Consider the following 13,482-nt stretch of genomic DNA (forward strand, 5'->3'; position numbering starts at 1 on the left):
CCATCAGAATACAAAATCAACTGCTGCTGCAAACACGGTCACAGGACCTTTGAAACCCGGCTTGGCATTGATGAACACGCCAGGGCCATTGTCCGGTGACATCCTGTCGAGCTGCAATTTCAAAGCGGCAGATTTATGGAAATCCCAGCGTACACCTATGCTGTTGCTGCTTTGTATAGGAGATGCTGATGCCAGAGCATTTGCGCCCAGGGTGTAAGGCAGCAGCGGGCCAGCTGTTGGCAAACCGGCGACTGTGCGTGGGCTGTCCTGGGTGGCGGATGCATGGACTACATACGGCAAGAAACTGCCCATGCGATAACCAAACATGGTGTACCAGGATGTGGTGTCTGCAATAGACAGGCTGGCGGATTTACGCTTGCCATATTCTGCCTGCACTACCATGCTCTTCCAATCCACACCGAGACCGACGGAAGTGAAAGAAGCCTTGGTGTCATTCACCGCGATGGCATTTGCAGCAGAGGCAAAACCAAACTTCGTCAGGCCAGAAACCAGGGTATTGAGGTTAGTGGAATTATCAACAGTGACATTCGCATCGACACGGCCAAAACGCAAAGTGAAAGGACCATTTTCAGCAACGATATTGATGCTCGATACCTTTTTGAATTTCGCTGTAAAGCCACCGCGGTTATCCGAGTCAGTCACGCCATAGGCAAATTGCGCAGTCACGGCAGTATCACCCAGATTGGTCTGGTACAGTACATCGGCACCATCCAGGCTTTCCAGTGTAACCTGGGTGTACATTTCTACTGGCGGGCGCAACATGGTGTTGGCATAGCCTACATTGCGGTAGTCAGAAATCATATACACAGGCAGGCCAACGCGGCCCACGCGTATGTTCAGGTTGTCAGATACCTTGGCTTTGGCAAAGGCCCAGGCCAGTTCTGCACCAAAATTGTCCGTGACGTTTTTACGCACCAAACCCTGCCCCGTAAAAGACAGCCAGTCATTCATTTTTGCCGTGACCTGCAAACCAAGATTGGAATCCACCCCGGTTTTTGCGCCGCTGGTGACGCCAGCCAATTGATTTGGACGGGCAAATTCTGCATCAGAAGTATTGCTGCGTGTTAGTGCGGCCGTACCAAATCCGCTGATGGTGATGTTGGACGTGTCCTCAGCCCAGGCGGCTGATACGGCAGATGCCATCGCCAATAAAGTGATAAAAGGTTTCAATTTCATGCTATCTCCTTGAAAGTTTCTTCATTGTAAGTTTTATTGAACAGACAGATTTAGACTATTTCCTCAGGGAAATCCGCAAAAAAATTGCATAGTGGCAACTCGACGGTTGGCAAAAAAATAGTAATCTGATATACGATTTTTTGATGCCTACTAGGAGATGCTTGACGGAAACATAAACAAAAGGCCCGCCTTTTCAAATTAGGTGATGGTCAGAAATACAAAAAGTCATTTCACCATTTCTTGCACTTTCCGTGGCGAAATGCCGACAATACGCATGCTAAAAAAGCAAAAATGGCAGGCCAAAACGGCCTGCCATCACCAAATCGGTGCACGCAAATTTGTTTAAAAATCAGCTGTCACTGAAAAATTCCAGCTGCGGGATGGCACAAAAGTATATTGATCAAATGCTGCACCCTTGCTATTTGCGGAAATGGATGTGGCATCCTGTTTGTCGAACAGATTATTGATGCCAAACTGCGCCTTCAGATTTTTGAGCATCAGCCCATCGGTCTTGTAGCGATAACCCAGCGTGAAATCTGTCGTGGTATAAGCCGCTATTTTGTAGGCTGCCGGTTCGCCATCTTTTGCATATTGCTTGCCCGTGGTTTTTGCTATCAATGAAGCATGCAAGCCATTGGCCTTATACAGCAAACCAAAAGCAGAGGTAGATTCTGGTGCCTTGGCAACCTGCAAGCCTGTGTCTTTTGCCTTGGCACTATTCAGGGAAGCATTCGCATGCACTGAGAAACCGCTACCGAGATAGTAAGTCGCCGCAGCTTCTATCCCCTTGTAGATGACGCCACCCTGGTTGTAATACACGACATCATTGCCTGTGCCAGTGGATGCGATCTTGTTGTTGAAGTCGATGTAATACACGTCAGCATCCAGCGTCAGGTCTCTGGATTGGTGAACCATGCCCAACTGATAATTGGTCGATGTCTGTGGCTTTGGTGTGCTCAGGCTGGGCGTGTTGACATAGAACATGGACAGGTCAGGCACCAGAAAGCCGCGGGCGATTTGCGTATAGGCAGACCATTCCTTGTTGATGCTGTAATTGGCAGTCAGGAAAGGCAAGGTCGTTGTAAAGGTTTGCTCTGTAACGGTCGGGATGCGGGTGGTCTGGTTGACCTTGGCATCGAGTGAGCGCTGGAAGCTGACATATTTCAAACCTGGGGTAATTGTCAGGTCTGGCATGGCGGCCCATTCAAATTCGACGAAGGGCTGATATTGCCTCCAGTTCGACCCTTGCTCATAGGCGACATTCTTGGGTGCAGTCGATTCTTTCGGATTGGCGACACCCAGGGTCCAGTCAAAGTCATAGGTATGGCGGTTGGTGCTGGCATTTTCCATCCATATGCCAAGACGCAGCAAGCCAGCATCAAATTGATTGCTCGCCTTCAGGATATCGCCATTCACACGGTAGGCATTGAGCTTGTTATAACCCGGGACATTCAGATTACCTGTTACACCAGCCTTGGTGCCATTCGCAGTCGCGCCACTGGCGTCCTGGCCAGAGTAAGTGTCATTGGTATAGGAGTAGGTGTAGAGGGTATTATCGATCCCCCAGCCTGCCAGTTTCGATTGCAGGCGTATGTAATCAAAATCCGTGTTCTTGTTATTGAAGTTGTAGCCGTAAAAATTCTGGCTCTTGGGATCATTATTGAGTGCATAGTTTTTGCCGAACTGCGCTACCTGGTTCAAGGTCACGCCGCCTTTGTCGGCTGCATAGCTGGTGATTTTGTTGAAGGTCGAGAACACGGTCAGCGTGGTGTCCTTGCCCAGGCTGCGTTGCAGTTTGAACTGGTAATTGTCTTCGGTCACGCCGCTATAAGTCAGATAGCCATCTGTCGTCAGGCGCGAACCATTGAACATGAAGCGTGTATCACCAAAATGTGTGGTAGTTCCGCTGTCTATCTGCACTCCAGTCATCCTGGTATTCCAGGAACCAAATGTGGCATAGGGTGAGAAATGAAAATCATGCGACAACTCTTTGGAAAACAGATTGACCGAGCCACCAAATGTCGCCTGCCCCAGATTGCTGGCATTGCCAGGACCACGTTCTATGACCATGCCACCGATGATGCGTGCCGGGAAATACGAAGTGGAATGATGGGTTGGATTATTGGTGTCGCCAAAAGGGATGCCATCATAGGTGATGTTATATTCACCATCCTGAAAGCCACGCAGTGTCACCTTGGTTTCTGCCAGGCCCGGCCCATTCGGTGAGACACCGGCACCGACGCTGGGGGCGATGCGTGCCACCGCATTAAAATCTGCTAGTGGCGTCACTGATTGTTCTATGAAGGTCGCCGTGATCACGGACTGTGGCTGAGTCGCTTTCAACGACGTTTGTACTGGTGCCCGGTTACCTATTGAAGAGCCACTGATGACAACACGCGATTTGATGGCATCCGCATCCAGCGCGGACGGGGACTCCTGTACAGTTTCAGGAGTGGCAACAGTCTGTGCCCTGGCGTGCTGCTGTGTCATGCATGCGATGGCGAGCAACACCTGCGCCGTCATGATATGCATGGAAAATTGAACTTGCTTGCGTGTCATTATTTGCCTTCCAATGAACTTGGTGGGTAGAAAACCCTCAAGTGTAGGAAGTGCATGTGACAGGATAGTGTAAGCAGTGTGACTGTTTGGTGACCTGACAACATGCCATGATTGGAAAAAAAAGGTAAAAAATCTTCAACTCATGATGAATCGTCACTCATGCTTGGCCGATCGTTGTATCTTCTTGGTCTGCGGCAGATGCATAAATATATTTCCTTCTTCAAATCAGTTTGAGTGTGATTGCAGTTTTAACGAATGATTTATACGGAGCATCCTTACGTTATCTGTCCACAGCGGCTGCCGTGAGTAAAGAAAGCCAAAGCAACAAGTTGTTTGTCCTTGAGATGGAGTCCATGAATGGCTGCAATCCGGAAATCCGGCACCATATCAGTAATGTCGCTGGCAATATTGCTGATGCTGCCATGGTTGACTGTGCATGCCGACCAGTTGGCTGCCGAAAAATGGCTGCGCGAAGAATTCAGGATATCCACCTTGTCTGCTACCCAGCAGATGGATGAGATGCGCTGGTTCATTGCAGCGGCGGACAAACTGAAGCGGGCCGGTGTCAACGAGATCAGGGTGGCGTCTGAAATCATTGATACCCATGCCTATGAATCCACCGTGCTGGCAAAAGCCTTTTTCGAGATTACCGGCATCAAGGTCATTCATGAAACCATGCCTGAGGGTGAGCTGGTTGAGCGTCTGCAAAAAGCCATGTATGCCGACAAGAGCAGCTACGATGGCTGGATCTCGGACTCTGACCTGATAGGCACGCATTACCGCTACGGGGTCATCGAGCCCTTGTCAGACTATATGAAGGGCCAAGGCAGGGAATACACCAACCCCGGCCTCGACATCAAGGACTTCATCGGTACCAGTTTTACGACTGCACCCGATGGCAAACTCTACCAACTGCCAGACCAGCAATTTGCCAATCTCTACTGGTTCCGGGCTGACCTGTTTGCCCGCAAGGACTTGCAAGAACAATTCCGGCAAAAATATGGCTATGAACTCGGCGTACCGCAAAACTGGTCGGCCTATGAAGACATCGCAGAATTCTTCAGCAAGGATGTCAAAACCATAGACGGCAAAGCTATCTACGGTCACATGGATTATGGCAAGAGTGATCCTTCGCTTGGCTGGCGCTTTACCGATGCCTGGTTGTCCATGGCAGGCGCGGCAGACCGTGGCATACCAAATGGCTTGCCGGTCGATGAATGGGGCATACGTGTCGCCAGTGACAAATGCACACCGGTAGGCGCAAGTGTCAGCAGGGGTGGTGCCACCAATTCACCGGCGGCTGTGTATGCGTTCAGCAAATATCTGGAATGGCTGAACAAATACGCACCACCACAAGCCAGGCAATTGAATTTCAGCGAGGCCGGGCCAGTGCCGGCGCAGGGGCAGATTGCCCAGCAAATATTCTGGTACACCGCTTTCACTGCCGCCATGATCAAGCCTGACTTGCCCGTCATGAATGCTGACGGCAGCCCCAAATGGCGCATGGCGCCATCTCCGCATGGTGCCTACTGGAAAACCGGCATGCAAAATGGTTACCAGGATGTGGGTTCGTGGACCTTCTTCAAATCCACACCAGAATACCGCAAGGCTGCTGCCTGGCTGTATGCGCAGTTCGTCACTTCAAAAAGCGTCTCGCTGAAAAAATCCATCGTCGGCCTGACCTTCATACGTGAATCCGACATACGTCATGAATACTTCACAAAAAATGCCTATCGCTACGGCGGCCTGATCGAGTTCTACCGCAGTCCGGCCAGGGTGGCATGGACACCAACCGGGAATAATGTGCCGGATTACCCGAGGCTGGCGAGTCTGTGGTGGAGCAATATCGCCCCCGTAGTGCAAGGCGAGATCAGCCCACAAATAGCGCTCGACAAACTGGCTGTACAGATAGACCAGGTCATGGCGGAACTGCAAAGCAAGGGTATGAAAAATTGCCCGCCAAAACTTAATCCCGTGCGTGATACAGCAAAGTACCTGACCGACAAGGGCGCACCATGGAAAAAACTGGCGGTGGAAAAACCCAAAGGCGAAACCATTGGCTACGACAAGTTATTGCAAGCCTGGCGCGAGGGTCGCGTTAAATAATATGCCTTAAAACACATCGGTCAGGCTGGTGATGGATGGAGTAATGAAAGAAAGGGAAGCTGTGTTCCTGCGTAAAAATCTGAGCCTGATTACCGTTACGATACTGATCGTGTCGGCCATCCTGGCGCAGTCATACTGGAGTGCCCGGCAAGACAGGGAATTGACGCTGGAAGCAGAGCGCAGCAATGCCCATGTCGCTGTGCGCCTGCTTGAAGAACATGTGGCCCAGACCATGCAGGATGGCGTGCAAAAAATTGATACTGCTGCCATTGCCGCTGCCTCTTTCACGGATGTTGGTGTTGATATCCAGCATTTCATCAATAATTATGATGCCCAGGATTACCGCTATATCAAGGCTTTGCGCTACATAGACCTGGCTGGTAATAGCTGGGTCAGCTCGCCTGATTTTCCATCGCATCAAATGTCAGTTGCTGACAGGGATGATATCCATTTCCTCATGCAACATCCTGAATATAAAGAGGTCGTCATCGGTAGCCCGTATGAAAGCCGCTACGACAGCCAGCTGGTCTTGCCTATCGCACGCAATGTGTTTGATAAGAAGGGTAGGCAGGTGGCAATGATCAGCACTGACCTGCGCATCGCTTACTTTGCCGAGCTGTATGCGAATGTGGCAAAAGAGAATAATGCGATGCTGGCCCTGATTGCCAATGCTGGTTTTATCATCGTTCGCTCCCCGTTTGAGGCGCGCTATGTGAACCGGGATATCAGCAAGGAGCCTGCGACACACAGACTGGCCAGCCAGGACAAGGAAGGCAGTTTCACTGACCCTGAATGGCTTGATGATGAGTTTGAACGCCTGTATGCGTATCGCAAGGTCAGCGGTTTCCCGCTCAGCGTCGTATATGGGCGTGATCTTGAAAGCATACTCGCCCCCTGGCACCAGCGCCTGCAAACCAGGGCCATCTTTACTGCGGTGGTGGTCTTGCTACTGCTCGGGGTCATGGCGATGCTGGCCAGACAATTCCATAAATTGCGGGTGTCTGAAGCGACCCTCAGAAATGCCGAATATAAATTTTCTGAAATTTTTGAACGTTCGCCACTGGCGATTTCCCTGGTCAATCTGCACACCCGGAAAATCGATGCTGTCAATGATGCCTGGATACGATTATTTGGCTACCGTCAAGAAGACATCGTCGGTCCTGAAGAACAGTACCTGAAATATTTTTGGGTAGATAAAGAAGAGTTACGCAGCTTTGTCTCACTCTTGCGCACTGAGCCGCAGATAGATCATTTTCAGGCGAGACTCAGGCATGCTGACGGCAGCATCAGGGTTTGCCTGCTGTCCTCGCGCACTTATATGGCGGATGGTGAAGCTCGTTACATCGTCACCCCGCAGGATGTGACACGCCAGCTCGCCGCAGAGCAGGACTTGCTGAACCTGAATGCCTCGCTCGAAGACCGGGTTGCCAGGCGTACAGAGAACCTTGAGCGCTCGAATGCAGAACTGGCAGAAGCCCTCAATTCCTTGCAACTCATGCAAGGTGAATTGATACGCCAGGAAAAACTGGCCTCGCTAGGGTCGCTGGTGGCGGGTGTGGCGCATGAACTCAATACCCCGATAGGCAATAGCGTGACCGTTGCCAGTACCCTGCAAGACCAGGCCAGGGTATTGCAGGGCGAATTGCAGCAAGGGGCAATCAAACGCAGTGCCTTTAATGCTTTCCTGGAGAGTACCATTTTTGGCTCTGATGTCTTGCTGCGGTCCTTGCGGCGTGCGTCTGAACTGATACGCAGCTTCAAACATGTGGCTGTCGATCAGTCCAGTGATATGCGCAGGCAGTTTGACTTGAGCCAGGTGGTGGAAGAAATTCTGCTGACCAATTCATCCCTGTATGCCAAGACTGGCTTTGCAATGCAGACTGATTTGCAGGTAGATATACGTATGGATAGTTACCCTGGTGCGCTAGGGCAAATCATAGGAAATTTTCTGACTAATTCTATTGCGCATGGCTTTGAAGGACGTAACAGCGGCATCATGCATCTGAGTACCAGCATGCTTGATCAGGATCATGTCAAACTCGAATTCAGGGACAATGGCTGTGGTATCGCACAAGAGCATTTGGCCAAGGTGTTTGATCCATTCTTCACCACCAAGTTTGGTCAGGGCGGCTCTGGCCTGGGCATGAATATTGTCTATAACCTGGTAAGCAAGATACTCGGTGGGAAAATCCAGGTGCACAGTGAAGCTGGCGAGGGTAGCTGTTTTACTGTCATCGTTCCTTTAATTGCACCGGTAGCGGAAGAAAAAACCAAGCCCCAGTCCTGATCCTGATCCTGATTCTGATTCTGATCTTGAGACAGGGACTGGGGGGAGTATCACAAAAAGCGATAACCCAGATTTACTTGTTGCTGCACTCCGTCTTATTGCCCTGCATGCGGCACTCGGTAATCAGCTTGCCCTGCTTGTTCCAGGCCTGGACTTTCCAGCTTTGCTGTTCACGCTCCATGGTCATGAAACCAACTTCATTCGAATTGCTGAAGTAATCCAGTTTTGCCTCGGTATACGGTGTGGAATTGGCTGCCAGTGGCACAGGCAGCGGCGTATCAAGCGAAGAGCCGCCATTGCCTGAAACAAATTGCACAGGATGATCAGTGCTGAAAGTCAGCGCTTCAAACAAATGCACATGACCGGACAGGGTCGCCTGCACTTTGGACGGAAACAAGCGTGTGGTATTCAGGGTTTGCATGATGTCTTGCATCGCGAGATTGCCAGGGAAGATATTCAGCGGCCCGTCTTTTTTACGTTCAGCAGCAAAGGCCAGCACTGGGTGGTGGTCGATGAAGATATTGAAGTCTGCACTTTCTGCCAGCTTGTTGACGGTCTTGAACTGATCCATATATAAAGAATAGGCAGCATCGGTTTTTGCAAGTGGTTTGATCGGTACTTTGGCTGAATCAAAGATGATCAGTTGCGCCTGCTCGCTGCCTACACGCCCCAGCGGTACGGCATAAGGGTCGCTATAGTCGCCACGTATATCATTTGCTTCATCTACACAGTCACGTCCTCTCTTCAAAGGGCGCGGGTCCATCAGACGCCACCAGCCCTGGCCTGCACGGACACATGTTTCATGATTGCCGCGCACAACGACCCACGGTGCAACCTTCAGCAAAGCTTGCGCAGGCGTGAAGAAATCTGCCTGCCAGGTATCCCAGCCATAACCCCATGGGCTGCCTGCACATTCCTTATTACCCTCAGGGCAGGCATTTTCACGGTAATGGTAATCACCGACATGTACAACCAGGTCAGGCTTGAAGCGCGCTGCGGTTTCCACCATTTCACGGAAAGCCCATTTCTCGCTGTCATTGCAAGACTGGAAGTAATTGTCAGCCACTTTCAAACGGCAACCGGTATCGCCAATGACGATGATTTTTTGTGCGACAGGTTTTGGTATCGGTAAATCCCGTCCGCCTACGCTGGCTGTTTTGGTCGCAGGCAGCAAGGGTGCTTCACAAGTCAGCACAGGAAAATCGGAAGGCTTGCTGTCTTCCGGTTTGCTGGCTGTCTTGCGCAAAGGCAGGGTATTTGCCGCAGCCCTGTGGTTCATCGCAACCAGATTACCATCCTGCACCAGGGCAGGACAGATATTGTCGGTCGTGACAGCGCGGGCAATCGCCTGGCCATTTTCACCCAATACTACCCAGGCAGCCTGTATTTTTGCATCGTGTTGCGTAGGCAGGCTGCTACAGGCCGCCAGCAAGCTGCTGATGGCAGCGATAGCGAATAGTCGTCGTCCTGGCAAGCTACGTGTGTGCATATTGTTCTCCATCTTTTATTTCAATCCCAATGTCTCGTAGGCCAGTCTCTTGAAGTCAAAAGAGAACGGATGCCAGAAGCTCATCAATCTTTGTGTCATCAACACCCCGGCGATATTGTGGCGTGGTGATATCCACCAATGCGTGCCAGCGATACCACCCCATTCAAATTCGCCAACGGAAGCTGGTGGGTCTATCGATGAAGGTTTTATTGTTACCGCACCACCGAGGCCAAAGCCCTTGCCAGGTACATCACCAACGCCAGGAAAAGCAATACCGGTACCAGCAGGCAAGTGGTTTTGCATCATCAATTTGATCGTTTCTGGCCTCAGCAAGGTATCTCCATCCGGCATGAAGCTGCGCATCAGTGAAAGCATATCCTGCATGCTTGATACCAGTCCACCACCGCCGGACAGGCGTGCTACTGGCGTGGTGAATGCGCCGGGGTAAGGTGATTTGTCGAGCTTGCGCAAGCCACGCTGCAAGATATTTTGCGGGTCAGTACCGGCATAGTAAGACGCCAGCCTGGCTAGCTTATGCTCAGGCACGACAAAGCTGGTGTCATGCATGGCCAGGGGATTGAATATGCGCAACTGCAGGAAGCGTTCAAAGCTCATGCCACTGGCCACTTCGACCAGGCGCGCCAACACATCGGTGGCTATCGAATATTCCCAGTCTTCACCAGGATGAAAGCTCAGCGGCAATTCTGCCAGCACATCCATCATCTCAGCCAGAGTAGTAAAGGCATTCATGACCCGCTTTTCATTGTAGGCCTTGTACATGACCGTACCATGATCCAGCAAGCCATAACTGAGGCCAGCGGTATGGCAAAGCAAATGCCTGATGGTGATCTTGTTGCGGGCTGGCTCGGTATCGTCAATGCGGGTCGCACCGGGTTTGAGCACCTGCAGGTGCGCGAGCTGAGGCAGGAATTCTTCGGCAGGTTGATCGAGTTCCAGCTTGCCGTCTTCCATCAACAGTAGCACCGCCACTGAGGTAATCAGTTTGGTATTGGAAAACACGCGGAACAAGTGGTCATCGCGCATAGCCGTCTGGCTCTCGCGGTCAGCCCAGCCTGTACAATGCTGGTGCACCAGTTCACGTCCAACAAGCACCGCAGTCGAGACACCGGACAGGATTTGCCTATCTACATATTTTTGCATCGCTGCGTTAACTGCGCCGAAATCGTAAGTCATTTGCCAAATATTGAAGCTACAAAGGGTATATCCTACCCTCAACTCAACATATACTGCCAGCTAAAGAATACGGTCAGACCGACGATGATGGTCGCCAACTGATGCCTGGTCACCGCGCACAGCAAGGCTGCCACAGTTGCTGCCACCAGTTGCGGATTACGCCAGCTCAATTCCAGTTCCTTGCCATGCGGCGACAAAATCATGGGAACGATGATGGCTGTCAGCACAGTCACAGGCACAAACTCCAGCGCCTTTTTGAGGTTACCGGAAAATGCTACACGGTCGCCAAGGATAAAGATGAGGGCTTTGACCAGAAAGGTGATGATAGCCATGCCGAGTATGGTCAAAGTGATATTCATGCCTGCTCCACGGTGATTTGTTCTTGCTTATTATCTTGTCTGGTGAAGCGCGACGCCAGCATGCCAGTCGCGACCCCAAAGGCAATCGCCACCAGCAAACCCAGCTTATAGGGCAAATGTTGCAAGACATAGGCCGTGCTGCCAGCAACGATGGCTGCCAGCAAATGCGGGCGCTTGAACAATTGCGGCACGACGATAGCAATAAAAGTTGCCACCATGGCAAAATCCAGACCCAGGGTCTGCAACTGCGGGAATATCGCCCCGAACATCAGGCCTATCAGCGTCCAGACTTGCCAGTTGGCATACATGGACAAGCCAGAACCCAGGAAATACCAGTGCCCCAAAGCATCTTGCGGATGCTGGCGGTAATAGCGATCGACCACGGCAAAAGTCTCGTCAGTCAGTAAAAACCCCAGCGCCCAGCGCCAGCGCCTGGGTAAATGACGTACATGCGGCATCAGGGCAGCCGCATACAGCATATGCCGCAGATTAACGATAAAAGTCGCCAGCCAGATCACCAACATGCCGGTGTGACTGGCGATGAGGCCAGTCGCAATAAACTGGCTGGACCCGGCAAACACCGCCAGCGACATCAACTGCCCCTGCCAGGCTTGCATTTGTGCGGAGGCGACCAGAGTGCCAAAAATCATGCCGAAAGGGGCTGCACCTATCAGCATGGGGACGGTGTCGCGGACGCCGGCGGTGAAGTGCTTCGTTCTTGAGGATGAGGGCATGGGGGGATTCCATATTGCATTGCGATTGAATGGGATCTTGCCTGTTAATTCGGGAATGGGCTTGTACGTTCTTGCGGTTTGGGGGCGTTATTTGAAATAAAGAATTTACTTATGCACCTTACCTGGCTGAAAGTAAATTAAATGACTCTAAATGTTAGTTACGTCATTCCAGCGTGGGGTTAGCTGGAATCCACCGGGCTGGCGCTCCAGCGGCGTTCGCTGCATATCGGACAACACATTAAATTCAGAATCGTGAATTTACGAGTTAGATTTCTAAATTCTTCTACGCGTCATTTGAGATTGCAGGCCGGGGGTAGCCCGGCAGCTACTCACTTTTCTTGCTGTCGCCAAGAAAAGTAAGCAAAAGAAGGCGACCAAGGCGTCGTCGCCCCTTGAAGGGGGTTCCCGTTTGTGCAGTACAAAAAATGGGAAGATCCGAAACTCGCCTGCGGCTCAGACAGCGGCTCTTCTTTTTCCATTTTCTGTACTGCACAAACGGCGCCGACACATGGGAACTGCGAAAGTCAAAAGCAACGTCAACACGGCCACCAATCATAATTCTTAATGGACGGTTGTAATCAATTTTGAGAAATCCACTCAAACCCGCCATCTCCCCGGCGCAACCCCAAACGCCTTCTTAAAATGCCGCGTGAAATGACTCTGGTCCGCAAACCCCGTCATCGTCGCTATCTCGGTCACCGACAGATTCTGCCGTAGCAGACTCTGCGCGCGGTTCAGTCGAAGTTGATTACGCCAGGCATGTGGTGGCATGCCAGTCGTGCGGGAAAACAAGCGGGCGGCGTAGAAGCTCGACAAACCTACCTCTTGCGCCAGCTCTGTCAGGCTGATCGCAGCGCTAAGGTCTTCGCTAAGCCGGGATTTCATCATTTCTACCCTGACGGCGTCGGGCAAGATAGTTTGTATGGTCGGACGGCTACGGGCGTAGCGCGACAGCATCAGGGCAAAGCCTGCCGTCAGGGCGTTTTCGGCTGCAAGTGGATCACTACCCGCTTCCAGCAAACGGTGTGCAAAGGCAAGTTGGGCAGAGACTTCGGCATCCTCGATTACGCCATCAGGTAACCAGGGGACACCGACAGCGCTGCCTGCCATGTCGCTGGCGAGCTGCTGCATCCACTCTACCGAAGGGTAAAAGGCGCGGTAGGCCCAGCCATGCTCAGTGGCCCTTTCACCCGTATGCACTTCGCCGGGATTGATGGCAGCGATGCAGCCAACCGAGGCCAGGCAACGGCTGCCGCGATAGCGGTAGGTTTGTGCGCCTGACTGTATGACGGGGATGGAAAAGCCTTCGTGCCAGTGCGGGGCAAATTCTTGTGCGAAGTATTCAGCCGTCAGCAACTCAGCATCTGGCAGCAGCGGGCTGCGCCAGAAATGGGCATCGTCACGGAAGGTTGCTGGTTTGTCCATACACAAAGAAATGCTGTAAAGGTTTGATTATTAAGGGCTATTCTATACTTAGTCGGTAAATCTTACATTTGACACCACCATACATTTGCCTGAAACCTGTGCATTTGCAAAATGTTGTATGCAGGTTTGCAG

At 51.6% G+C, this 13,482-nt stretch carries 9 protein-coding genes; 2 read left to right on the forward strand and 7 right to left on the reverse strand.

Translation table 11 applies throughout. From position 1 onward, the window contains the following. Window positions 1-3 precede the first annotated feature (3 nt). Window positions 4-1,197 (reverse strand): hypothetical protein, encoded by a 1,194-nt coding sequence (locus ACO0LN_RS05830; protein WP_422971832.1) that lies wholly within the window; start codon window positions 1,195-1,197, stop codon window positions 4-6. Window positions 1,198-1,539: 342 nt separating this feature from the next. Continuing rightward, the gene (locus ACO0LN_RS05835; protein WP_422971833.1) at window positions 1,540-3,756 is read right to left on the reverse strand and encodes a TonB-dependent receptor; all 2,217 of its coding nucleotides are present in this window, start codon (window positions 3,754-3,756) and stop codon (window positions 1,540-1,542) included. A gap of 414 nt (window positions 3,757-4,170) precedes the next feature. Here ACO0LN_RS05835 and ACO0LN_RS05840 point away from each other — a divergent pair, with 414 nt between their 5' ends. Both ACO0LN_RS05840 and ACO0LN_RS05845 read left to right on the forward strand, forming a co-directional pair. Next, the gene (locus ACO0LN_RS05840) at window positions 4,171-5,862 is read left to right on the forward strand and encodes an ABC transporter substrate-binding protein (protein WP_422971890.1); all 1,692 of its coding nucleotides are present in this window, start codon (window positions 4,171-4,173) and stop codon (window positions 5,860-5,862) included. Between the two features lie 43 nt (window positions 5,863-5,905). Beyond that, window positions 5,906-8,149 (forward strand): ATP-binding protein, encoded by a 2,244-nt coding sequence (locus ACO0LN_RS05845; protein WP_422971834.1) that lies wholly within the window; start codon window positions 5,906-5,908, stop codon window positions 8,147-8,149. Between the two features lie 73 nt (window positions 8,150-8,222). Here the strand turns inward: ACO0LN_RS05845 and ACO0LN_RS05850 are convergent, their stop codons facing one another. From ACO0LN_RS05850 to ACO0LN_RS05870, 5 genes are all read right to left on the reverse strand, one after another. Then, window positions 8,223-9,638, reverse strand: coding sequence for a metallophosphoesterase family protein (locus tag ACO0LN_RS05850; protein WP_422971836.1), 1,416 nt, complete (start codon window positions 9,636-9,638; stop codon window positions 8,223-8,225). A 15-nt stretch (window positions 9,639-9,653) separates the two neighbouring features. Further along, window positions 9,654-10,832 (reverse strand): serine hydrolase domain-containing protein, encoded by a 1,179-nt coding sequence (locus ACO0LN_RS05855; RefSeq protein WP_422971837.1) that lies wholly within the window; start codon window positions 10,830-10,832, stop codon window positions 9,654-9,656. A gap of 38 nt (window positions 10,833-10,870) precedes the next feature. Then, window positions 10,871-11,191, reverse strand: coding sequence for an AzlD domain-containing protein (locus tag ACO0LN_RS05860; RefSeq protein WP_162061682.1), 321 nt, complete (start codon window positions 11,189-11,191; stop codon window positions 10,871-10,873). Next, a complete protein-coding gene (locus tag ACO0LN_RS05865; protein ID WP_422971840.1) occupies window positions 11,188-11,925 on the reverse strand; it encodes an AzlC family ABC transporter permease in 738 nt (245 codons plus the stop codon). Before ACO0LN_RS05865 ends, ACO0LN_RS05860 begins: the two co-directional genes overlap by 4 nt. 597 nt (window positions 11,926-12,522) lie before the next feature. After that, on the reverse strand, window positions 12,523-13,350 hold the full coding sequence (locus ACO0LN_RS05870) for an AraC family transcriptional regulator (RefSeq protein ID WP_162061684.1): 828 nt from the start codon (window positions 13,348-13,350) through the stop codon (window positions 12,523-12,525). Window positions 13,351-13,482 lie beyond the last annotated feature (132 nt).

This window comes from Undibacterium sp. TC9W, assembly GCF_049339865.1.
GTDB lineage: Bacteria > Pseudomonadota > Gammaproteobacteria > Burkholderiales > Burkholderiaceae_D > Undibacterium.

Coding starts and splice junctions, on each gene's coding strand:
- ACO0LN_RS05855 (WP_422971837.1), bottom strand. CDS start 10,832: ATGACTTACGATTTCGGCGCAGTTAACGCAGCGATGCAAAAATATGTA.
- ACO0LN_RS05835 (WP_422971833.1), bottom strand. CDS start 3,756: ATGACACGCAAGCAAGTTCAATTTTCCATGCATATCATGACGGCGCAG.
- ACO0LN_RS05850 (WP_422971836.1), bottom strand. CDS start 9,638: ATGCACACACGTAGCTTGCCAGGACGACGACTATTCGCTATCGCTGCC.
- ACO0LN_RS05830 (WP_422971832.1), bottom strand. CDS start 1,197: ATGAAATTGAAACCTTTTATCACTTTATTGGCGATGGCATCTGCCGTA.
- ACO0LN_RS05845 (WP_422971834.1), top strand. CDS start 5,906: ATGAAAGAAAGGGAAGCTGTGTTCCTGCGTAAAAATCTGAGCCTGATT.
- ACO0LN_RS05865 (WP_422971840.1), bottom strand. CDS start 11,925: ATGCCCTCATCCTCAAGAACGAAGCACTTCACCGCCGGCGTCCGCGAC.
- ACO0LN_RS05840 (WP_422971890.1), top strand. CDS start 4,171: ATGCTGCCATGGTTGACTGTGCATGCCGACCAGTTGGCTGCCGAAAAA.
- ACO0LN_RS05870 (WP_162061684.1), bottom strand. CDS start 13,350: ATGGACAAACCAGCAACCTTCCGTGACGATGCCCATTTCTGGCGCAGC.
- ACO0LN_RS05860 (WP_162061682.1), bottom strand. CDS start 11,191: ATGAATATCACTTTGACCATACTCGGCATGGCTATCATCACCTTTCTG.